Source organism: Bradyrhizobium sp. NBAIM08, assembly GCF_020193935.1.
Classification (GTDB): Bacteria; Pseudomonadota; Alphaproteobacteria; order Rhizobiales; family Xanthobacteraceae; genus Bradyrhizobium; species Bradyrhizobium yuanmingense.
In genome coordinates, this window is sequence record NZ_JADYVR010000002.1 from 924470 (window position 1) to 945780 (window position 21311).

At 65.6% G+C, this 21311-nt stretch carries 18 protein-coding genes; 12 read left to right on the forward strand and 6 right to left on the reverse strand.

What is annotated here, in order from left to right; genetic code table 11:
- The first annotated feature begins 60 nt into the window (after positions 1-60).
- Together I6F37_RS10495 and I6F37_RS10500 are read left to right on the forward strand one after the other, a co-directional pair.
- On the forward strand, positions 61-555 hold the full coding sequence (locus tag I6F37_RS10495; protein ID WP_225151120.1) for a MarR family winged helix-turn-helix transcriptional regulator: 495 nt from the start codon (positions 61-63) through the stop codon (positions 553-555).
- Complete coding sequence (locus I6F37_RS10500) at positions 555-1037, forward strand: MarR family winged helix-turn-helix transcriptional regulator (protein WP_057029875.1); 483 nt, start codon at positions 555-557, stop codon at positions 1035-1037. Before I6F37_RS10495 ends, I6F37_RS10500 begins: the two co-directional genes overlap by 1 nt.
- A gap of 10 nt (positions 1038-1047) precedes the next feature.
- Here I6F37_RS10500 and I6F37_RS10505 read toward each other — a convergent pair whose 3' ends face one another.
- The 6 genes from I6F37_RS10505 to I6F37_RS10530 all read right to left on the reverse strand — a co-directional run bounded on the left by I6F37_RS10505 (position 1048) and on the right by I6F37_RS10530 (position 7587).
- On the reverse strand, positions 1048-1776 hold the full coding sequence (locus I6F37_RS10505; RefSeq protein ID WP_225151122.1) for an SDR family NAD(P)-dependent oxidoreductase: 729 nt from the start codon (positions 1774-1776) through the stop codon (positions 1048-1050).
- Positions 1777-1809: 33 nt separating this feature from the next.
- Positions 1810-3426 carry an ATP-dependent acyl-CoA ligase gene (locus tag I6F37_RS10510; RefSeq protein WP_225151124.1) on the reverse strand — a complete coding sequence of 539 codons (1617 nt, stop codon included), beginning with the start codon at positions 3424-3426 and terminating at the stop codon, positions 1810-1812.
- A gap of 7 nt (positions 3427-3433) precedes the next feature.
- Positions 3434-3910, reverse strand: a complete 477-nt coding sequence (locus tag I6F37_RS10515; RefSeq protein WP_225151126.1) for an aromatic-ring-hydroxylating dioxygenase subunit beta — start codon at positions 3908-3910, stop codon at positions 3434-3436.
- On the reverse strand, positions 3907-5247 hold the full coding sequence (locus I6F37_RS10520; RefSeq protein ID WP_225151128.1) for a Rieske 2Fe-2S domain-containing protein: 1341 nt from the start codon (positions 5245-5247) through the stop codon (positions 3907-3909). The genes I6F37_RS10515 and I6F37_RS10520 overlap by 4 nt, the downstream gene beginning before the upstream one ends.
- A gap of 17 nt (positions 5248-5264) precedes the next feature.
- A complete protein-coding gene (locus I6F37_RS10525; RefSeq protein ID WP_225151130.1) occupies positions 5265-6215 on the reverse strand; it encodes a PDR/VanB family oxidoreductase in 951 nt (316 codons plus the stop codon).
- Positions 6216-6642: 427 nt separating this feature from the next.
- Entirely contained in the window at positions 6643-7587 is a 945-nt protein-coding gene (locus I6F37_RS10530) for a LysR family transcriptional regulator (RefSeq protein ID WP_036023805.1), read from the reverse strand.
- Positions 7588-7816: 229 nt separating this feature from the next.
- Between I6F37_RS10530 and I6F37_RS10535 the strand changes: the two genes are divergently transcribed.
- From I6F37_RS10535 to I6F37_RS10580, 10 genes are all read left to right on the forward strand, one after another.
- A complete protein-coding gene (locus I6F37_RS10535; protein WP_225151132.1) occupies positions 7817-8752 on the forward strand; it encodes an MBL fold metallo-hydrolase in 936 nt (311 codons plus the stop codon).
- Positions 8753-8765: 13 nt separating this feature from the next.
- Positions 8766-9761, forward strand: a complete 996-nt coding sequence (locus tag I6F37_RS10540; RefSeq protein WP_225151134.1) for an alpha/beta hydrolase — start codon at positions 8766-8768, stop codon at positions 9759-9761.
- 196 nt (positions 9762-9957) lie between these two features.
- Positions 9958-11208, forward strand: a complete 1251-nt coding sequence (locus tag I6F37_RS10545; protein WP_036013367.1) for an ABC transporter substrate-binding protein — start codon at positions 9958-9960, stop codon at positions 11206-11208.
- A 124-nt stretch (positions 11209-11332) separates the two neighbouring features.
- Positions 11333-12160, forward strand: a complete 828-nt coding sequence (locus tag I6F37_RS10550; protein ID WP_036013364.1) for an AraC family transcriptional regulator — start codon at positions 11333-11335, stop codon at positions 12158-12160.
- Positions 12161-12446: 286 nt separating this feature from the next.
- Positions 12447-13457, forward strand: coding sequence for a branched-chain amino acid ABC transporter permease (locus tag I6F37_RS10555; protein WP_225125937.1), 1011 nt, complete (start codon positions 12447-12449; stop codon positions 13455-13457).
- Position 13458: 1 nt separating this feature from the next.
- The gene (locus tag I6F37_RS10560; protein ID WP_225125939.1) at positions 13459-14541 is read left to right on the forward strand and encodes a branched-chain amino acid ABC transporter permease; all 1083 of its coding nucleotides are present in this window, start codon (positions 13459-13461) and stop codon (positions 14539-14541) included.
- Complete coding sequence (locus I6F37_RS10565; RefSeq protein WP_036013359.1) at positions 14534-15316, forward strand: ABC transporter ATP-binding protein; 783 nt, start codon at positions 14534-14536, stop codon at positions 15314-15316. The genes I6F37_RS10560 and I6F37_RS10565 overlap by 8 nt, the downstream gene beginning before the upstream one ends.
- Positions 15309-17519, forward strand: a complete 2211-nt coding sequence (locus I6F37_RS10570; RefSeq protein WP_036013356.1) for an ABC transporter permease — start codon at positions 15309-15311, stop codon at positions 17517-17519. Before I6F37_RS10565 ends, I6F37_RS10570 begins: the two co-directional genes overlap by 8 nt.
- Positions 17520-17522: 3 nt before the next feature.
- On the forward strand, positions 17523-18356 hold the full coding sequence (locus I6F37_RS10575) for a phosphoenolpyruvate hydrolase family protein (protein WP_074448191.1): 834 nt from the start codon (positions 17523-17525) through the stop codon (positions 18354-18356).
- A gap of 27 nt (positions 18357-18383) precedes the next feature.
- Positions 18384-21302, forward strand: a complete 2919-nt coding sequence (locus I6F37_RS10580; RefSeq protein WP_225125941.1) for a flotillin family protein — start codon at positions 18384-18386, stop codon at positions 21300-21302.
- Positions 21303-21311: the final 9 nt, after the last annotated feature.

Here is a 21311-nt window from a genome sequence, read left to right on the forward strand (position 1 = left end):
CGAACGACCCGCGGTAATTCCCTTCACTCGACGAGACATTCTGTACTCGATGGTCATGCGATGCCGGCAGCACTCAAGGAGAACGTTGTTCCCGTCCCTGGGCAGATCGAAACCCGGCTCTGGCTCCAATTGCTGTCGCTGCATGGTGAGCTGTTCGCCTCGCTCAATTCGATGCTGAGTTCGGAGTTCGGCCTGTCGCTGGCAAAATTCGACGTGCTGGCCCAGCTCGATCGTTACCAGGAGGGCCTCGCGCTCGGGCAATTGTCGCAAAATCTGAAGGTGACCGGCGGCAATGTCTCGGGGCTGGTGCAACGTCTTCTCGCCGACGACCTCATCAGCAGGGAGATGTCGAGCGAGGACCGGCGGTCCTTCATCGTGCGCCTGACGCCGAAAGGCGAAGCTCTGTTCCGGCAGGCCGCCGAAATCCACAAGAAGCATCTCGCCAGACGGCTCGAGAACGTCCCGGCCCGGGAGCTGGACAGCGCGCTGTCCGTGCTGAAATCGCTTTCCTCGAAACTTCATACCGAGAGCAAGAAGCAAAGTCGCAAGAGATAATGGCCAGAGAATCCAAGAGCAGATGGAAGTCGGGTCCGCCGAGGACGAGGGACCAGCTGCAAACCTATATTCCGTATCTGTTCAACCGGCTCGCCAATCGCTGGAACCTGGATCAGAACCGTGATTTGAGCGAGCACGGCATCAACAATGTCGTGTTCCGGACGCTGTCGGTGCTGTTCATCTACAGGACGCTCACGGTCAACGAGGTCGCCGTTCTCGCGGTGACCGAGCAGTCGACGGCAAGCCGCATGGTGGAGTCCATGGTGTCGTCGGGCCTCGTCAAGCGCGAGATCGCCGAGGAGGACCAGCGCCGCCGCGTCGTCGCCCTGACGCCGGAGGGCGAAGCGCTGCTGCGCAAGATCTGGCCGATCATGGCGAACAATTACGACAGGCTGGTCGCGGGCATCGAGCCCGACGACATCGAGGTCTGCGCGCGCGTGCTGGCCAAGATGGTCGAGAATATCCGCCAGAACCAGATCTAGGACGCGCGCGTCAAGGCCCGAGGCCGACGAGGCTGGTACCGCCGCAGACATAGAGCACCTGGCCGGTGACGAAATCGGAGTGCTCGTCGAGGAAGAACGAGATTGCGTGCGCGACATCCTCGCGCGAGCCGAGCCGTCCGACCGGAACGTTGCGCGCCATCCGCTCCTGCTGCTCGGAACCCTTCGGGATGATGCCCCAGAAATTGTCGGTCAGGATCGGCCCCGGCGCGACGACATTGACGGTGATGCCGCTCGCGGCAAGCTCCAGCGCCCAGGTCCTTGCCATGCCGTGCACACCGGCCTTGGTGGCCGAATAGGCCGAGCGCGTCGCCGCGCCCATCGCCGCGCGCGAAGAGACGAACACGATGCGCCCGAAGCGGCGCGCACGCATCCCTTCCAGCGCCGCCTGGGTCAGGAGCATCGGCGCGCCCAGATGCAACTGCGCCAGCATCAATATGTCTTCCGGCTTGGCGTCGGGCAGCAGGTTCGGCAGGATGATTCCGGCATTGTGGACCAGGCTGTCGACGGCGTGATCCCGGCAGATCTCCTGCGCGATCGCACGCGTCTGTTCGATATTGGTGAGGTCGGCGCGATAGGCCGCGAGCAGATCATGTGTCCAGCCGGGCTGCTCCAGCCCGACCGAGACCACGCGCTGCCCGCGCGCGACGAGCTTCTTCGCTAGGGCCTCGCCGATCCCCGAATTGCCGCCGGTGATGAGGGTGGTGCGGATCTCGCTCATGATCAGACCTTCTTTGATCAGACCCTTCTTTGATCAGACTTGCCGCTTCTTGAGGTCGCGCAGGTCGAAGAACGCGCCCTCGCCCATCAGCTTCCCGACGAAATCCTTCAACCCGCCGCGCTGGATCTTCTCGGTCGCGGTCAGCGGCAGGCTGTCGGCGAAGCAGATCCAGCCCGGCGCCTTGTAATAGGCCATCTGCTCAAGGCTCCAGCGCACGATCTCTTCGGCGAGCGCGCGGTCCGCGCCGGCCTTCTCAGTGATGATGACCGCCGCAACCTCGTCGCCGCGCACCTGGTCCGGCGTCGCCGCAACCGCGGCCTGCCGGATCGCGGGATGGCGGTTGAGAACGGATTCGACCTCGACCGCGGCGATGTTCTCGCCGGAGCGACGGATCACGTTCTTCTTGCGATCGACGAAGTGCAGGTCGCCGTCCGCATCGCGCGACACGATATCGCCGGTGTGCAGCCAGCCGCCGGCCCACGCCTCGGTGGTGGCAGCCGCGTTCTTGAGATATTCGCGGAAGAAACCGTAGCGCGGATCGGCGCCGGCGCGCCGCACCAGCAGCTCGCCGGGCACATCCACCGGCGCATCATTGCCGCCGTCATCGACGATCCGAACCTCGATCTCGGGGGCCGGGCGGCCAAAACAGCTGGTGCCGACCTTGCGCGGCTCGACATTGGCGGCGATGACGCCGCCGCTGCCGGTCTCGGTCATCGCCCAGGCCTCCAGCAGCGGAAAGCCGAAGCGCTGCTCGAACGTGGCATGCAGCAGCTTGTCGACGCCGGCGCCGAAGCCGAAGCGCACGCTGTGCGCGCGGTCCAGCTCCGACGGCGGCGCGCTCATCAGCATCGAGGGCATCACGCCGAGATAATGCAGGCAGGTGGCACGGCTGTCGCGCACCGAGGCCCACCAGCTGCGCGGGTGGAAGCGATCGAGCATGGTCAGGCAGCCGCCGACCGACAGCATCGCCATCAGAGACACCGCCATCGCGTTCATGTGGAACAGCGGCAGCGGCGTGATCATACGCTCGCCGTCTGGCTTGAGGTCGATCAGCCCGCCGACGTCGCGATACCAGTTTCCGCAATGCAGGAAATAGGTGTTGGTGAGCACGCAGCCCTTGGGCTGGCCCGTCGTCCCCGACGTATAGAGCAGCGCGCATTCGCTTCCCTCGCTTGCCGCGGTCAAGGGCCGCGCACCGCCGAAGGGCGCGGGAACGTCGTCCTGATCGTCCACGACAGGGATCGGCCGGCCGGCCTGATGCGCGGCCAGCGCCACCTCCTCGCGCCGTTCGGCGAGGACGAACGCAGCATTCATCTCGGAATGCGAGATGATGTATTCGAGCTCGCTGAGACGGAGGTCCGGATTGATCGGCACCACCGAGACGCCGAGCGCATTGAGCGCGAACCACAGCTCGATGAAGACAGGCCTGTTCTGGAGCAGCAGCCCGACCCGGTGGCCTTCGCCGTAGCCGCGGCTCGCAAACGCTACGCGACGGCGCTCGACCCGGTCGAGCATCGCGCGGTAGGAAATCTCGCCCGCCGCAATGCCGTAGAAGCCTGCGGTCTCCGGCAGCACGTTGAGGAAACCCGCTTCGCCGCGGCGGAGCGCGGTCTCTTGAAAACGGGCATGGACAGTAGTCGCAGCGGACAAGGCAGTCTCACATGAAAAGCTGGATGTTGCCGAACGGCGCATCGAAATTGACGAGATCGACGCGCTTGAGCTTGATCTTCAGGGCATCGCCGACCTGCACGAGCTCGTGCGAGGCCCATCCCGAATAGCGCTCCAGCATATCGCCGCGCGTCTCGGTGTAGATGTAGGAGGTCCGGGCCTTGAACATTCCGACAGCAGGATCGCACGCGACGATCCGCGGTGCTTGGAGCAGATGATGGCAACGGCTCTTCGGCTTCTGGCTGAAGGTGCGCTCGCCGGCGAGCCGCTCGACCCGCACCTTCAGGAGCAGCAGATCCTCGTACATCAGGGACGGCTGCAGCACCGGATCCTGCTGCTGCCATTCCAGCGGCATCCAATAACGCCCTTCGGGGTGAAACAGATCGAGCCAGGCCTGCCACTCCATGGTGTCGAGCAGCTCCGCCTCGCGATAGATGAAGTCCGTGATGGTGTTCTCGCCGATCATTCCGCAGCCTCGATGCGCTTGTCCATGTCCATGGTGATGAATTTCGCCCAGGCGTGAAACTGGTTGCGCATCTGCCGCTCGGACGTGCCGTTGATCACCGCCGTGACGTCCTGCTCTTCATGGCCGTCGTAGAGCCGTCGCAGATTAACCCATCGATTGCCGTTGGACTTCAGTCCTTCCTGCGCCCGCTCGTACATTTCGAGGTCGTCGTGGCCGACGATCGAGGTCGGCGCGTTGATGAAGCGGTTGTACATCAATGCGCGCTCGTAGAGCTTGTCGGGCGCGCCGACCAGGCGATAGACCCAGCTCTCGACCAGCGTCTTGTCGACCGCGATCGGGATGAAATTGCGCAGGATCTGGACAGCGCCCTTCACCATGATGTTCGGGAAGTAGACGGTGTTGTGCCTGACCTCGCCAAGGATCTCATGCGCGCGCTGCTCGCCATAGGCTGCGACCATCTGGTCCAGATAGCCCGGGATATCCGAATAGTTCGAATGGATAGAGTTAGCGACGCCGGTGTGGCCGTGGCCGTTCGGCCAGATCCGGATGCCGCTCTGCTCGTAGAACTCGTACGGGCTCATGAAGGGACCGTAGAGCTGCACCGCCATCGGTGTTTCCGTGGAATCGCCCTGCTCGCGCTTCCAGACCTTGACCGCGGTGCCGGCCGAGCTCTCGTGCGCCACCATCGGATGGCAGGTGTCGGTCTGGTTCTCGACCAGCATCTTCCAATTGCACGTGTGCATGTAGCGGATCGGCGTCGCCTGGACCGCGAGCTTCCCCTCCGGCGAGCGGTCGACCATGTTGTCGATGGTCGAGAGACTTTCGCCGAAATAATCCTCGAAGGAGACGCCCTCATCGCTCAGGCGAGCGAAGATGAAATCACGGTAGATGACGACGTTCCTGACCCTCGACAAGCCCTCATTGGCCTGGGTGTCGCCGAAGCCGGTGCCCTCGTAGCCCTTCTTCAGCGGGATCGCGAGCAGGGAGCCGTCGGTCTTGAAAGACCATGCGTGATAGGGGCAGCGGAAGAACTTTCCGGTGTTGCCGCAGGGTTCGGACGCGATCTTCACGCCTTTGTGCGGACAGCGATTGTAGAACACATGGATGGAGCCGTCGGTATGGCGGCTGGCTATGACCGGCTGCCGGCCGATATTGGCCGTGATGAAATCGCCGGGTTTTGCAAGTTGACTGGCATGGCCGACATAGACCCAGCTGTTGGGAAACAGATGCTCCATCTCGAGCTCGAAGATCTCGGGATCGACATAGACGTCGCGATGCACCTCGGCCTCGCGCACCAGCGCCGCAATCGCACGGGCATTCCCGCCGTATCCTTTCATGACGTCCCTCGCCTCCCCTAGAGATCCAGCACCAGACGTTCCGACTTCGCGCGTGACACGCAGATCTGCATGATCTTGTTGGACGCCCTCTCCTCGTCGCTGAGGATGACGTCGCGATGATCGGGGACTCCCGCGATCACGCCGCACTGGCAAATGCCGCAATCGCCGCGCCGGCAGTCGTAGAGCACGTCGAAACCGGCCGCCTCCAGCGCCTCGATGATGGTCTGCCCCGCAGCAACGCCGACAACCTGCCCGGTCGACTTGATCTCGACCTCGAACGGCCGGTCAGGCGATGACGGCTGCTCGGACTTGAAGAGCTCGTAATGAACGCGATCGGCTGCCACCCCGGCGGCGGCCGCACCGGCCTTCACCGCCTCGATCATGCCCGAAGGGCCACAGACATAGACGTGGGCGTTTGCTGCGGCATCGTCGAGCGCCGCGGCAATGTCGAGGCGGGATTCATCGCTGTCGTAGTGGACGGACAGCCCTCCGGCGCAGATCTCCTGCAATTGCGGCAGGAACGCCAGCAATCCTTGCGTGCGCCCGGCATAGTGCAGGCGATATGAGCTTCCCCGCGCCGCCAGTTCCGCCGCCATCGACAGAACGGGCGTGATGCCGATGCCGCCGGCGAACAGCAGCGCCGGCGCTGCTCCCTCGTGCAGTCGGAAATTGTTGACCGGCGCGCTCGCCTTCACGACGTCGCCGACCTTGAGCGCGTGCATGAACTGCGAGCCGCCGCTCGAAGCCTCCTCGCGCAGGACACCAAGCGCCAGCGCATCTTCAGGAAGTCCCGGCAACGCCATCAGCGAGTACGGCCGGTCTCCGCCATTCGGGAGCGCGACGCGGAGATGCGCACCTGCCTGCCATTGCGGCACGACGCCGTCCTCCACACCAAACACAAGGCTCCGTATGAACGGCGTCTCCGCGACATACGACCTGACCTTGAGCTTGAGCGGATGCACGTCCATTCAGGCATCTCACGGATTATATGAATTTGCATATTTTTAGACATGTAATAATTCGCTTGTCAATCGTCAGCGTGGAGCAGGTCCGGATGATGCAATCAATGGATCGCCAGCTGGCGTCTCGGGCGATCGCCCGCCGGCAACGTCAGTGGCCAGCCGGGGGGCTCGCTACCGGCTTGCCGCCGGTCGTCAGGCCCGGCGCATCATGCGCTCTCCTGCGCTCGGCATCGAGCAAGGATACAAGGGGCGAAAGCCGGCGGTAATGGCGATCCGGTGATACTTCGAGGCACCTGCCCATCTCGGCACGCAGCTCAGGAAGGCGGCAGGCGGCATACCGGACGCAACGAATGCAAGCTGGCCGACTTCATTCCAGAAATCAGAACTTACAACCTGACAGCGCCGCTCCTCCCCACGTGAGGGCACGTCGCGATCAAGCGGCAGCCGCCTGGTATAGGCACTCGCGAAGCCAGGCGTGGCCTTTGTCCTCCTGATTGCGCGGATGCCACAGCGCGACGATGCGAGCGGGCGGCAGATCGAGCGGCGGTGGCGTGAGATCGAGCTCGTGGGCGAAACGGATCAGGAAGCGCCGCGGAAGAGTGCAAATGCAGTCGCTGTGCGCAAGGATGACCGGCGCCAGCGCATAGGTCTGAATCGAGACGGCGACGCGCCGGGAGCGGCCGAGCACCGCCAGCGCGTCGTCGACCAGGCCCGAGAAACCGCCGCCATCGGCGGAGATCAGCAGATGGTCGAGCGCGCAAAAGCTGTCGAGATCGAGCGGACCGATGCCGCGGGGATGACCCTTGCGCTGTGCGGACAGGAAGCCGTCTTCGAACAGCGGCCGCTGCATCAGCTCGCCATGTGCGCGGTCGGCGCCCGTCACCAGGATGTCGATCTCTCCCCTTTCGAGCTGATCCACGACATCGCGCGCGGGGTGAATAAGGGCGAGCCGCGCCCGCTCGGCCATCGCGGTCAAGCGCGCGACCAGGCCGGGCGCCAGCGTCACGGCCGGATTCTCGTGGATGGCAACGATGAAGGTACGCTGGCTCTTGGCGGGGTCGAACTCAGCCGGCCCCTCCACCATGCGACGAAGCTTGCCGAGCACGTCCGCAAGCGCCGTCTGCAACTCCACCGCCCGCGTCGTCGGCACGACGCCGCGCCCGCTCGCGGCGGGTACGAACAGCGGATCGGCAAAGATCTGCCGCAGCCGGTTCAGCCGCGCCGAGAGCGCAGGCTGCCCGATATTGAGCCGGGAGGCCGCGCGCGTCACGTTCCGCTCGCGCAGGAGAGCCTCCAGAGCCAGCAACAGACCGAGGTCGATCTCGGCGAGATCGTTATCATCGGCCGGCCGACCCCGGCCGTGTTCCGCATCCTGCATCGGTGGCACCTCCGTCTGGGGCATGTCGCGACCGCGACGAGCCGCGATACGAGGGTTAGGGCCAAAACGCCGGCGTGAAAAGCTGGGCCAGCATCCTTTCCGATATCGACAATGTCGATGGGACCTATCGAGCCCGCGACTCTCCCCAAGGCCTGGCGCGCTTCGTACCTCATTGTCACCGCGGCCCGGGCAACCAGCCCTACGCCGCGGTCCAGTGGAGGACATCTTGATGATTCACGCGGCCAAGACCTATCAGGTCGGCGAAGCATCCGTCACGCGGATCGACGAGTTGCGGCTTGCCGCATTCAGGTTCGACGCGCTCTATCCGGGAGGCGAGCCAGAGGCGCTGGAGCGCAATCGCGACGAGTTGGAAGCGGGCTCGTTCGATGCTGCGAACGGCACCTTCATCCAGAGCATTCACAGCTGGCTGGTCAGGACACCGCACCACACGATCCTGATCGACACGGCCACCGGCAACGACAAGAACCGGCCGGAGATTCCGCCGCTTCACCGGCTCAACGAACCGTTCCTGGCGCGGCTGGCCGCAGCGGGCGTCACGCCGGAGCAGGTCGACTACGTGCTGCTCACCCACGTGCACGCCGATCACGTCGGCTGGAACACCCGTCTCGTCGAGGGACGCTGGGTCCCGACCTTCCCGAATGCGACCTACGTCTTCTCCGCGATCGAGCAGGCCTATGGCGAGAGCCTCGCGACGGGCACAGAGCCGACCGGAGCGGCCCGCCCGGCCCCGGCCCTCGGCCCCGCGCTGCGCAAGCCGGCCGACCGTGTCTATGACGACAGCGTCCGGCCGGTGATCGAGGCCGGACTTGCCAGGCTCATCGCTGTGGACGGGAGCGAGGCCATCGAGGGCATCTCGTTCGTCCCGACGCCCGGCCACAGCGTCGATCACGCCTCCATCCGCCTCGTCTCACGCGGCGAGGAGGCGCTGTTCGCCGGAGACGTGATGCACCACCCGCTCCAGGTGTATGAGCCTTCGCTCAATTCCTGCTTCTGCGAATTCCCGGAAGCCGCGTTGCGCTCGCGCGCCTTCGTGCTGGAGGACGCTGCCGAGCGGGGCTCAATCATCTTCACCACCCATTTCGCACAGTCATCGGTCGGCCGCGTCAGCCGCACCGGAGGACGCTTCACCTGGCAATTCGTCTGAACGGAGAACGATCATGAATCAGCACGCCAGCGCGCGCGTCGACAGGCCCAAGATCGTAGTCGAGGATCTCATGATCCCGAGCGACACGGCCGGAATTTCGCTTCACCTGCGCAACAAGCGTCCCGCGGCGCTCGAGACCTTCTCCGCCGAGCGAACCATCCTGATGATGCACGGCGCGACCTATTCATCGGGAAGCCTTTTCGATACGCCGCTCGGCGGCCTCTCGTTCATGGATTATCTCGCCGGCCATGGCTACGACGTCTTCGCGCTCGACGTGCGCGGCTATGGCCAGTCGACCCGCCCGTCCGAGATGGACATCCCGCCGGAGCAGTCCGCACCGCTCGTGCGCACCGAAGCCGGCGTGCGTGACCTCGCCAGCGCCGTCGCACACATCCTGAAGCAGCGCAGGATCGCGCGCCTCAATCTGGTTGCCATGTCCTGGGGCGGCTCGGTGGCCGGCGCTTACACTGCAGGCAACAACGACAAGGTCGTCAAGCTCGCGCTGGTCGCGCCGCTTTGGGTGCTGCAGGGCCCAGCTCCGATCGATGCAGGCGGGCGCCTCGGCGGCTATCGCAACGTTCGCGTGCTGGACTTCAGGACGCGCTGGCTCTCGGCTGCGCCGGAAGCGGCACGATCGAGCTTGATCCCGGCGGGCGGCTTCGAGCGCTGGGCCAATATCTCGCTCGCCACCGACCCGCTAGGCAGCGCGCAAGCGCCTGCCATCATGCGTGCAGTCAACGGCCCGATCCTGGACATCCGCGAATACTGGGCCGCGGGCAAGAGGCTCTATGACGCCGCCGACATTCGCGTGCCCGTGCTCCTGGTCCACGCGGAATGGGACCAGGACGTTCCTATCGCCTCGGCGCAGAACTTCTTCCTTTCGCTGACGCATGCGCCCTACCGGCGATGGGTCGAGATTGGCGAAGGCACGCACATGGTTCTGCTGGAGAAGAACCGTCTGCAGGCGTTCGATGCGATCAACCAGTTTCTCGGCGAAGATTACAGCTAGCGCGGCGTCCTGCTGCACCGCGAAAATCACTCGCGCCGCAACATTCAAAAATGAGACTACCGGTCAAGCCGAACGAGGCCGCGATGGGTGCAGCGCATCCGACTTCGGTTAGCTTTCCTCCAAAGCCGCGGGCTTCGAGAGCCACGGGCATCATACGGTTCGTCGCGGCAACAAGCGATGACACAGGGAGGAGCACATGTCGAAATGCAGCATCGGACTGCTCGCGTTGAGCAGCCTGTTTCTTTCGGGCGCGGCGATCGCCCAGGAAAAGATCAAGGTGGGCGTGACCGCAACGCTCGAGGGCACCTACACGGTGCTCGGCGAGGACGGCATGCGCGGCCACCAGACCGCGCTCAACGTGCTCGGCAAGAAGGTCGGCGACAAGGAACTCGAATTCATCGTCGCTTCGACCGATGCAACGCCGGACTCCGCCGTGCGCGCCGTGCGCAAGCTGATCGAGCAGGACAAGGTACAGATCCTGCTGTCGCCGCTCTCCGGCGACGAAGGCATCGCGGTCAAGAATTTTGCCAAGAGCCATCCCGGGCTGACGTTCATCAATGCCGCATCCGGTGCGCAGGAAACGACCTATGTCGACCCGGCACCGAACTTCTTCCGCTACAACATGGACGGCGCGCAGTGGCAGATCGGCCTCGGCAAATACGCCTATGAAGAGAAGAAGTATCGCAAGATCGCGACCGTCGGCGAGGACTATTCCTTCATCTATACCCAGGTGTTCGGGCTGGTGCTCGAGTTCTGCGGCATGGGCGGACAGGTCACCAACCGGCAATGGGTGCCGCTGGGAACGAAGGACTTCGCCTCCGTCATCGCTGCCCTGCCCGACGACGTCGATGCCATCTATCTCGGGCTTGGCGGCGCCGACGCCGTCAACTTCCTCAACCAGTATCAGCAGGCCGGCGGCAAGGCGCATCTGATGGGCGGTTCCATCATGATCGACCAGACGATCCTGTCGTCGAAGGGCAACGCCAAGAACGCGCTGATCGGAACCATCGCGGCGAGCGGACAGGCCGACACCTGGGAGGATCCGGGCTGGCAGAAATTCGTGAAGGCCTATCAAGACGCCTTCCCGCCCAACAAGCGCTTCCCGAGCCCGTCGCTGCTCGCCACCAACTACTATAATTCAACCATGGCGCTGATCCTCGCACTGCGTCAGGTCAACGGCGATCTCTCCAACAACCAGGCCAAGTACAAGGAAGCACTGGCGAAGATCGAGCTCGACGCACCGAACGGCAAGATCAAGCTCGACTCCAACCGCCAGGCGATCGGCACCAACTTCGTCACCGAAGTCGTCGACGACGGCAAGGGCGCGCTGTTCAGCAAGGTCGTGAAGGTGATCCCGAACGTGAACCAGACGCTCGGCTACGACCCGGCCGTGTTCTCCAAGATCGGGCTGCCGAGCCGCACCGTGCCGGAATGTAAGAAGTACTGACGCATCACGTCAGGCAGACGCAACCGGGGAGCGACTCGCTGACGCGGTCGCTCTCCGCTCTTGCAATCTCGGCGGTGTTGTTGAAGGCTGGCCGAAAAGACAAGAACATTCGGGAGGGGAAGGCATGAGCCGTGCGCTCGCCGTCTTCCATGGCCGCTTCGGCCGGGCGACGGTTTATCAGTTGAACCGGCCTTTCAATATCCACGCCCATCGCGAAGGTCATCTGATCTTCCATGTCGGCGGCATGTCGGCATGCATTGACGTCTCCGACGGGCATTACGATCTCACCGAGACGTCGGTCGTCGCTGTCAATCCCTGGGAACCGCACAACTTTCTGCCGACCGATCTTGAGGGCGGCGCCATCTTCTTCGTGCTCTACGTCAACGCCGAATGGTTTGCGCCGGATGCCTCCGGCTCCGACCGGTTGCGCTTCGGCCGCACCCAGTTCAAGCGCACGCCAGCACTCGACAAGCACATCAGGCGGACCGCCGCGCTCGTGTGCGGCGCACCATCGCTCTCCAGTCTCGATTCCGAGCTGAGGCGGCTGATCGACATCTGCTACGACGAAAGCTGGCAGCAGGCCGAGATCGCGCGCGATCCGCGCGCAGGCGGCGCCGTCACCGACTTTCGCGTCCGCAAGTGCATCAAGATGATGTCGGAGAGCCCCGGCGCTGAAATCGAGCTCGACACCATCGCGCGCGAATCCGGCCTGTCGCGACCGCATTTCTACCGGCTGTTCCGCGTGCAGACCGGCGTCACGCCGAACCTCTATCTCAACACGCTGATCATGGAACAGGCGCTCGAAGCGCTGGTGGCGAGCGAGACACCGATCGCCGACATCGGCTTCGATCTCGGCTTCTCCTCACAGAGCGGTTTCACGCGCTTTTTTGCCGCCAATGTCGGGATGGCCCCGACCGATTATCGTCGCGCCGCCAAGGTTTTGCGCGCCTGAGCGCAGGCCACGAAAAGATACTCACGATCAAATGTCGCCCTCGCCGCTTGGCTAGGATGCCAGCAACGCGATCCCGGAAAAGAGGATCGCGCGTGACGGGAGGACGTTCGCTCATGGCAGGGCCAGCAGCCGGCAACGGCTTGCATGCCCCCTCGCCCCGCTTGCGGGGAGAGGGTCTGGGTGAGGAGGAGTCTCCGCAAGTGCGGCGGCAGTTTGGCTTGCGGAGAGTCCCCCTCACCCGGCGCTACGCGTCGACCTCTCCCCGCAAGCGGGGCGAGGTGAAGCCATGAGCCGCTTCGTCGAACGCCATCCGGCTTGGGCGCTGATTACGATCATCGCGATTGCGGTCGCGCTCTGGCTGATCTTCGCAGTCTGGCCGCCGGGGCTGGAAGAGGCGATCGGCCGCAAGCGCGTCTTCCTCAACGCGGTGTTCAACGGCATCACGCTCGGGGGCCTCTATTTTCTGGTCGCCAGCGGCTTCACGCTGATCTTCGGCCTGATGCGCAACGTCAACCTCGCGCACGGTTCGCTCTATCTGTTCGGCGGCTATATCGGTTATGCCATCAGCACATCGTCCGGCTCGTGGATCCTCGGCTTCATCGTCGCCTTCGTCCTGACCGCTGTCGTCGGCGTGCTGCTGCAGGTGATCGTGTTCCGCCGGATGGAGGGCCAGGATCTCAGGCAGACCATGGTGACGATCGGGCTGTCCATCGTGTTTGCCGATCTCATGCTATGGGCCTGCGGCGGCGACTTCTACCAGATCCAGACCCCGAAATGGCTGATCGGTCCCATCGAGCTGCCGCTGGTGACTGCGATCAAATCCTCGGGCGATCCGGTCTACCTCAGATATCCACTCGTCAGGCTCGTGATCTTCGTGGCCTCCGTTGTCATCGGCGTCGCGATGTGGCTCGCGCTCAACCGCACCCGGATCGGCATGATCATCCGCGCCGGCGTCGACGACCGCGATATTCTCGCCGCGACGGGCGTGCGCATCCAGCTCGTCTTCGTCGGGGTGTTCGCCTTCGGCGCGGGGCTTGCCGGCATCGCTGGCGTCGTCGGCGGCACCTTCCAGTCATTGTCGCCCGGCGAAGACATCCGTTTCCTGCTGGCGTCCCTCGTCGTCGTGATCGTGGGCGGCATGGGCTCGATTCCGGGCGCCGCGCTCGGCGCGCTGATCATCGGCCTCGCCGAGCAGCTCGGCTCGGTCTACATCCCGACCTACGCCATCGTCGTGACCTTCCTGATCATGGTGCTGGTGCTGGCGATCCGGCCGCAAGGCCTGTTGGCGAGGCGCTGAGATGTCGCTCGCCCACGATGCCCCAGTTGCCGTAGGCCGCGCCACCAAGGCGCAGCCCCCCGCCCGGACATGGCCGGAGATCAACAACCCCGCTGCCTGGGCCGTCGCGGCCATTCTCCTGATCATGCCGCTGATCGCGAGCAGCTTTTTTCTGATCGAGATCTTCGCGACCACGCTGATCCTCGGCACCGTGGCGCTGAGCCTCATGTTTCTTGCCGGCTATGGCGGCATGGTCAGCCTTATGCAGCTCACCATCGCGGGCTTCTCAGCCTACATGGTCGCGGTGTTCGGCGTCAGCGGCAACCCCAATATCAGCCTGGGCTGGCCGTGGTGGCTCGCGGTGCCGATGGCGCTCGCGCTGGCGACCGCCTTCGGCACGCTCGGCGGCGCGCTCGCGGTGCGCACCGAAGGCATCTACACCATCATGATCACGCTCGCGATCGGAGCGGCCTTCTACTATTTCACCAACCAGAACTGGGCGATCTTCAACGGTCATACCGGCATCAACACCGTGGCCACGCCGCGCTTCTGGGGCGTGAACTGGCGCGCGGACATTCCCTTCTACTATGTCGTGCTCGCGGTTGCCGCGCTCTGCTATTTCGCGGTCGAATACCTCTCGCGCGCGCCGTTCGGCCTGGCGCTCCAGGGTGTGCGCGACAATCCGCGGCGCATGGCGGCGCTCGGCTTCAACGTCAATGCGCACCGCGTCGCGGCCTATGCTTTCGCGTCTTTCGTCGCCGCGCTGGCCGGCGTGCTCCAGGTCTGGAACTATCGCCAGATCTCGCCGGGTTCGGTCAGCGTCGGCGCCTGCATCGACGTCCTGATCATCGCCGTCGTCGGCGGCATCACGCGCCCGATCGGGCCCTTCATCGGCGCGCTGATCTTCGTGCTGCTGCGCACCTTCGCGCTCGACTTCCTGGTCCGACTCGGACTCGACGGCAACCGCTTCCGCCTGCTGATCGGGCTCGGCTTCCTCGCCATCGTGTTCTGGTCCTCGGACGGCGTCATCGGCCTCTGGCAGCGCTGGCGTCAGCATCAACGGCGCGAGGTGAGCCGCACCAGTGGAGGGCGCGGCCATGGATAGCGTCGCCCAACGCCTCTCCGCAGTCGGTGCCGGCGCTGCGCTGGAGCTGCGCGGCGTGACGCGGCTGTTCGGCGCGCTCGCCGCGCTGACCGACGTCACCATCACCGTGCGGCCGGGCGAGCGGCGCGCCGTGCTCGGCTCGAACGGTGCCGGCAAGACCACGCTGTTCAACTGCATCACGGGCGACTTCCCACCCTCCTCCGGCACCATCCGCTTCTTCGGCGAGGACGTCACGCACTTCCCGCCCTATGAGCGCATCCGCCGCGGGCTGCGCCGCACCTACCAGATTTCGGCGCTGTTCCCCGGCCTCACCGTGCAGGACAACGTCTATCTCGCCTGCCGCGGCGTCTCGCGCGGACGCTTCTCGTTCCTGCGACCGGGGCAGAACGATGCCCTGATGCACGCGGCCGACAACCTGGTCCAGGCCGTGCATCTATCCGCGGTGAAGGACCAGCGCGTGGCCGAGCTCGCCCACGGCCAGCAGCGCCAGCTCGAGATCGCGCTCGCGCTCGCCGGTGCGCCGCGCTTCGTGCTGTTCGACGAGCCGGCGGCGGGCCTGTCGCCAACGGAAAGGGCCGAGCTGATCGAGATCCTGACCTCCCTGCCGGCCCATATCGGCTACATCATCATCGAACACGACATGGACGTTGCGCTGCGCGTCGTCGAGAGCGTCACGATGATGCACAACGGCCGCGTCTTCAAGGAAGGCGTGCCGGAAGAGATCCAGTCCGACCCCGAGGTGCAGGAGCTCTACCTTGGAGGCGGCCATGAATGAGGTCCGCCGCAGCAATCCCGCGCTCGAGGTTCGCGGCCTCGACGTCTATTACGGCCACTCGCATGCGCTGCAAGGCGTCGATCTCACATTGGAGAGCGGCGTGTTCTCCGTCGTCGGCCGCAACGGCATGGGCAAGACCACGCTGTGCAAGGCGATCATGGGGCTGGTCGGCGTGAGCGGCGGCTCGATCCGCGTCCGCGGCGAGGATGTCACGCGGCGGCCGCCGGCCCAGATCGCCCGGCTCGGCGTCGGCTACGTGCCGCAGGGACGACGCCTGTGGCGCTCGCTCAGCGTCGACGAGCATCTGCAGCTCGCCGGCGGCCTGCGTTCGGGCGCATGGACCGTCGAGCGCATCTACGACACATTCCCGCGCCTCGCCGAGCGCAAGGGCCACGGCGGCGGCCAGCTCTCCGGCGGCGAGCAGCAGATGCTGGCGATCTCGCGCGCGCTGCTCACCAATCCGCATCTCCTCGTCATGGACGAGCCGACCGAAGGCCTCGCACCCGTCATCGTCGCGCAGGTCGAGGAGATGCTGCTGCGGCTGGGCGACGACGGCGACATGTCCGTGCTCGTGATCGAGCAGAACATCGGCGTCGCCACCGCGATCTCGCGCAACGTCGCGATCATGGTCAACGGCCGCATCAACCGCATCATCGACTCCGCGCGCCTTGCCGCGGACCGCGAGCTACAGCAGCGCCTGCTCGGCGTCGGGCTTCATGCGGAGCTCGAACCGGATATCGAAATCGCCGCATCCGGCGCCGAAACGAAGCCGGCGCCGGCGCCACGGCGCGACGGGCCGGTGCGCATCTACATCTCCAATCCAACGCTGCCGACGCGATGGTCGCAACCGGTGCCGATCGCCCGCATCGAGGCCGCGGCGCGGACGCTCTCGACGCAGGTCGCCCGGCTCGACGAGACGGCGCGGCGCAAGCACGAACCGGTGGCGGCGCAGGCTTCGGGCCCGCCGGTGGTGCTGGTCGTCGGCACGCTCGATACCAAGGGCCAGGAGCTGCGCTACATCCGCGACATCATAGCCGAAAGCGGCCTGCGCACGCGGTTGGTCGACGTCTCGACCAGCGGCAAGCATTCCTCCTGCGATGTCTCCGCGCAGGAGATCGCCCTGAACCACGGCCGCGGCGGCTCCGCCGTGTTCGGCACCGATCGCGGAGCCGCCGTGACCGCAATGGCGGATGCGTTTGCGAATTGGCTGCAGCGCCAGGGCAATGTCGCCGGCGTAATCTCCGCCGGAGGCTCGGGCGCGGCCTCGCTGGTCGCCCCGGGCATGCGCGCGCTCCCAGTGGGCGTTCCCAAGCTGATCATCTCATCCGTCGCCTCGGGCGATGTCGGGCCCTATGTCGGCCCGGCCGACATCACGATGATGTACTCGGTCACCGACGTGCAGGGGCTCAATTCGATCTCACGCGCGGTGCTGGCCAACGGCGCCAACGCGCTCGCCGGCATGGTCAAGGCGCGGCTCGACACGCGTGCCGCCACGGCGCGCGAGGCCGGCGGACTGCCCGCAATCGGAATCACCATGTTCGGCGTCACCACGCCGGCCGTGCAGAAGATCGCCGCCGACTTGCGCGGCGATTTCGAATGCCTGGTATTTCATGCGACCGGCGTCGGCGGACGCTCGATGGAGAAGCTCGTGGAGTCCGGCCAGCTCGCCGGCGTGATCGACCTCACCACGACTGAAGTCTGCGACCTCCTGATGGGCGGCGTGTTTCCCGCGACCGAGGACCGCTTTGGCGCGGTCATCCGCAGCCGCCTGCCCTATGTCGGCTCGGTCGGCGCACTCGACATGGTCAATTTCGGCGCACCCGACACCGTTCCCGAGCGCTATCGCGGCCGCAAATTCCACGTCCACAATCCGCAGGTGACGCTGATGCGGACGACCGTGGAAGAGAACGAGCGCATGGGCCGCTGGATCGGCGAGCGGCTGAACCAGATGGATGGCCCGGTGCGTTTCTTCCTGCCCGAGGGCGGCGTCTCCGCCCTCGACGCACGAGGCCAGCCGTTCTGGGATCCGGATGCCGACGCCGCGCTGTTCCGCACGCTGGAGCGGACCGTGCGGCAGACCGGCAACCGCCAGCTCATTCGCATCCCTAAGAACATCAACGATCCCGATTTCGCCGCCGCCATCGTCGGTGCGTTCCGAACCCTGTTCGGGCGCACCGGGGTGCGGCGGAGAGTAGCGAGGTGACCGATGGCCAGGTTTGAACGCGCGGCGCTGCTGAAAAGGTTTCGCGACATGGCAAGGCGCGGCGAGCCGATCGTCGGCGGCGGCGCCGGCACCGGGCTCTCAGCCAAATGCGAGGAAGCCGGCGGCGTCGACCTCATCGTCATCTATAATTCCGGCCGCTACCGCATGGCGGGGCGCGGCTCGCTCGCGGGCCTGATGGCGTATGGCGATGCCAACGCCATCGTGCTGGAAATGGCGAGCGAAGTGCTCCCCGTGGTCGACCAGACCCCGGTGTTGGCGGGCGTCAACGGCACCGATCCCTTCCGCGACATGGACGTCTTTCTCGACCAGCTGAAGGCACTCGGGTTTGCCGGCGTCCAGAACTTTCCGACCGTCGGCCTGATCGACGGCACCTTCCGCGCCAATCTCGAAGAGACCGGTATGTCCTATGCGCTCGAGATCGACATGATCGCCAGGGCGCACGACAAGGACATGCTGACCACGCCCTACGTGTTCAGCGAGAAGGAAGCCGCGGCGATGGCGATCGCCGGCGCCGACATCATCGTCTGCCACATGGGTCTGACCACCGGCGGCACGATCGGTGCGCAGACCGCCTTGAGGCTCAACGACTGCCCGGCGCGGATCGACACCTGGGCCAATGCCGCGCTCAGCGTCAATCCGGACATCCTGGTGTTGGCGCATGGCGGCCCGATCGCCGATCCCGCCGACGCCGATTTCATCATGAAGAACACCCGTCATTGCCACGGCTTCTACGGGGCGTCCTCGATGGAGCGGCTGCCGGTGGAGCGGGCGCTGACGGAACAGGTGCGGCAATTCAAGGCGATCGGCGCGCGATAACGCCTGATTGGTTCGAGGGAGGAAAAGATGTCAGGGATGTTGGTCGGTGAATTGATCCTCTGGCTGATCGTCACGATCATCGTGATCGTGGTTGGCGTCTATATCGTGAACTGGCTCTACCACCGCTCCTCCAAGGAGACATCGTTCGTCCGCACCGGCTTCCTCGGCGAACGCGTGGTGATCAATGGCGGCGCCTTCGTGCTGCCGTTCATCCACGACTACACCCCCGTCAACATGAACGTGCTGCCGATGGGCATCGTGCGTTCGAAGCAGGATGCCGTGATCACCCGCGACCGCATGCGCGTCGACATCGAGGCCGACTTCTATGTCCGCGTGCAGCCGACCCGGGAGGCCGTCTCGATTGCCGCGGCGACACTCGGCCGCCGCACCCTGGAACCCGGGCAGCTCCACGCACTGCTGGCCGGCAAGTTCATCTCCGCGATCCGCTCGGTCGCCTCCGAGATGACCATGGAGGAAATGCACGAGCGTCGCGGCGACTACGTCGCGCGGGTCAAGACCGAAGCGGCGGAAGCTCTCGCCCAAAACGGCCTCGAGCTGGAATCGGTTGCGATCACCGATCTCGACCAGACCGATCTCGAGTTCTTCAACCCTTCGAACCGCTTCGACGCCGAAGGCCTGACGCGGTTGATGGAGGACATCGAGGCCAGACGCAAGCTGCGCAACGACATCGAGCAGGATTCGATGATCAAGATCCGCTCGCGCAACCTCGAAGCCGAGCGGCAGGCGCTGGAGATCGAGCGCGAGAGCGAGACCGCGCGCCTGGAGCAGGAACGCGACATCGAGATGCGCCGTGCGCTTCAGCGCACCGAAGTCGCGCGCGAGCGGGCACTGCGCGAGACCGAGGCCGAACAGGCGCAGATTTCCGCCCGCGAGGCCATCGAGCGCGCCCGCATCGCCAATGAGCAGGCGATCGCCGAGGCCCGTATCGCCTCCGAGCGCGAGACCCGCCAGAAGGAGATCGAGCGGACCCGCACCATCGAGGAGAAGGAGCTGCTGGCGCGCGAGGAGATCGAGAAGACAAGGATCGCCAACCAGCGCTCGATCGATACCACACGCATCGCTTCGGAACGCGAAGTGCGCCAGCGCGAAATCGAGCGGATGCGCACGGTCGAGGAAGCCGAGATCGCCGCGCGCGAGGCGATCGAAAAGGCCCGGATCCAGCAGGACCGCGTCGTCACCGACGCCCGCATCGCCAACGAGGAAGAGACGCGGCGCCGCGAGATCGAGCGGACGCGCGCGGTCGACGAGGCCGAGATTGCCGCACGCGAGGCCACCGAAAAGGCGCGCATCGCCCAGACGCTGATCGTCAATGTCGAGCGTATCTCCTCGGACGAGCGTACCCGCGCGCTGGAAATCCAGCAGGTGCGGACCATCCAGGAGGCCGAGATCGAAGCGCAGCGCGCGGTCGAGGCCGCCCGCATTGCCCGGGAGCGGACGCTGGCTGCCGAGCGCATCGCTGCCGAGCAGAACACACGGCAGCTGGAGATCGAGCGCAACCAGGCGCTGGACGTCGCCGGCATCGCCGCGCGCGAGACCACGGAAGCCTCGCGCATCGCGCAGGAGGAGCGCGTGCGCTCCCTGGAGATCGCCCGCAACCGCGCCGTCGAGGAAGCCGACATCGCCTCGCGCGAGGCGATCGAGGCGGCCCGCATCGCCCAGGAAAAGGCGGTTGCGGCCGAGCGCATCCAGGCCGAACGGGAGACGCGCGCGCTCGAGATCGAGCGGACCGGCGTCCTCGAGGCGGCCGAGCTGAAGCGGCGCGACGCCATCGAGCGGCAGCGCATCACGGTCGACCTGGCGCTCGAGGCCGAGCGCATCAATTCCTCCAAGAAGCGCGAAGTGCTCAACATCGAGCAGAAGAAGGCGATCGAGATCGCGGACGAGGACCGCGTCATCGCGCTGTCGACCAAGAAGTCCGAGCGGATCGACGCCGACCGCCAGGTCCGGCAGGCCGAGATCGTGGCGCGCAAGGAGGTCGAGACCACCGACGTTTCGCGCGAGCAGGCGCTGGAGGCCGCCCACATCGAGCGGCGCCGCGCCATCGAGCAGCTCGAGGTCGCCCGCGTCCAGTCGCTCCAGGAGGCCGAGATTGCTGCGCGCGAGGAAGTCGAGCGTGCCCGCATCGCCTCCGACCGCGGCCTCGACGAGGCCCGCATCGGCCGCGAGCGCGAGCTGCGCAAGCTCGAGGTCAATCGTGAGAAGGACGTCGAGACGGTGCTGATGGAGAAGGCGATCGCGATCCATCAGAAGTCGCTGGAGGAGTCGGCCGCGCGCGCAGCCGCCGAGGAGGCGCGGATCCGGGCGACCGAAGCCGCCGAGCGCGTCGTCACCGCCCGCGAGAGCGAGATCGCCAAACGGCGCAAGACCGTCGAGGTTCTGCTGGCGGAGAAGCAGGCCGAAGAGACCCGCATCGCCGCCGAAGCCGAGCGCGTGCGCGCCGCGGTCGAAGCCGAAGCGCAACGCATGCTGAACGAAGCCGAGAACGTGCTGACCGACCAGGCACGCTATTCGCTGTTCCGCAGAAAGCTGCTCGACCGCATCGAGGGCATCGTGCGCGAGAGCGTCAAGCCGATGGAGAAGATCGAAGGCATCCGCATCCTCCAGGTCGACGGCCTCAACGGCAACGGCCACGGCAACGGCAATGGCGGCCGCAGCGCCACCGACGAGGTGATCGACTCGGCGCTACGCTACCGAGTCCAGGCGCCGCTGATCGACTCGATCCTGTCGGATATCGGCGTCGAAGGCGGCAGCCTGGCCAAGATGCCGGGACTGATCCGCGAGGCCCGTGACATGCAGGGCATCAAGGAGGCCGCGCGCAAGGGCGGCGGCGGAGGTGGTGGCGGTGGTGACAAGCCGGCCGCCGCTCCGCCTGCGACTGAGGGCGGCGAGCCGCCCGCCGAGCGCGGGCCACGGAAGAAGAGCTGAGGTCTTAAG

What these genes read in the sequence shown, in the direction of transcription:
- I6F37_RS10495 (WP_225151120.1), top strand. Translation starts at nt 61, where the DNA reads ATGCCGGCAGCACTCAAGGAGAACGTTGTTCCCGTCCCTGGGCAGATC.
- I6F37_RS10570 (WP_036013356.1), top strand. Translation starts at nt 15,309, where the DNA reads ATGAATGAGGTCCGCCGCAGCAATCCCGCGCTCGAGGTTCGCGGCCTC.
- I6F37_RS10555 (WP_225125937.1), top strand. Translation starts at nt 12,447, where the DNA reads ATGAGCCGCTTCGTCGAACGCCATCCGGCTTGGGCGCTGATTACGATC.
- I6F37_RS10540 (WP_225151134.1), top strand. Translation starts at nt 8,766, where the DNA reads ATGAATCAGCACGCCAGCGCGCGCGTCGACAGGCCCAAGATCGTAGTC.
- I6F37_RS10580 (WP_225125941.1), top strand. Translation starts at nt 18,384, where the DNA reads ATGTCAGGGATGTTGGTCGGTGAATTGATCCTCTGGCTGATCGTCACG.
- I6F37_RS10520 (WP_225151128.1), bottom strand. Translation starts at nt 5,247, where the DNA reads ATGAAAGGATACGGCGGGAATGCCCGTGCGATTGCGGCGCTGGTGCGC.
- I6F37_RS10525 (WP_225151130.1), bottom strand. Translation starts at nt 6,215, where the DNA reads ATGGACGTGCATCCGCTCAAGCTCAAGGTCAGGTCGTATGTCGCGGAG.
- I6F37_RS10530 (WP_036023805.1), bottom strand. Translation starts at nt 7,587, where the DNA reads ATGCAGGATGCGGAACACGGCCGGGGTCGGCCGGCCGATGATAACGAT.
- I6F37_RS10515 (WP_225151126.1), bottom strand. Translation starts at nt 3,910, where the DNA reads ATGATCGGCGAGAACACCATCACGGACTTCATCTATCGCGAGGCGGAG.
- I6F37_RS10500 (WP_057029875.1), top strand. Translation starts at nt 555, where the DNA reads ATGGCCAGAGAATCCAAGAGCAGATGGAAGTCGGGTCCGCCGAGGACG.
- I6F37_RS10550 (WP_036013364.1), top strand. Translation starts at nt 11,333, where the DNA reads ATGAGCCGTGCGCTCGCCGTCTTCCATGGCCGCTTCGGCCGGGCGACG.
- I6F37_RS10545 (WP_036013367.1), top strand. Translation starts at nt 9,958, where the DNA reads ATGTCGAAATGCAGCATCGGACTGCTCGCGTTGAGCAGCCTGTTTCTT.
- I6F37_RS10560 (WP_225125939.1), top strand. Translation starts at nt 13,459, where the DNA reads ATGTCGCTCGCCCACGATGCCCCAGTTGCCGTAGGCCGCGCCACCAAG.
- I6F37_RS10535 (WP_225151132.1), top strand. Translation starts at nt 7,817, where the DNA reads ATGATTCACGCGGCCAAGACCTATCAGGTCGGCGAAGCATCCGTCACG.
- I6F37_RS10565 (WP_036013359.1), top strand. Translation starts at nt 14,534, where the DNA reads ATGGATAGCGTCGCCCAACGCCTCTCCGCAGTCGGTGCCGGCGCTGCG.
- I6F37_RS10505 (WP_225151122.1), bottom strand. Translation starts at nt 1,776, where the DNA reads ATGAGCGAGATCCGCACCACCCTCATCACCGGCGGCAATTCGGGGATC.
- I6F37_RS10575 (WP_074448191.1), top strand. Translation starts at nt 17,523, where the DNA reads ATGGCCAGGTTTGAACGCGCGGCGCTGCTGAAAAGGTTTCGCGACATG.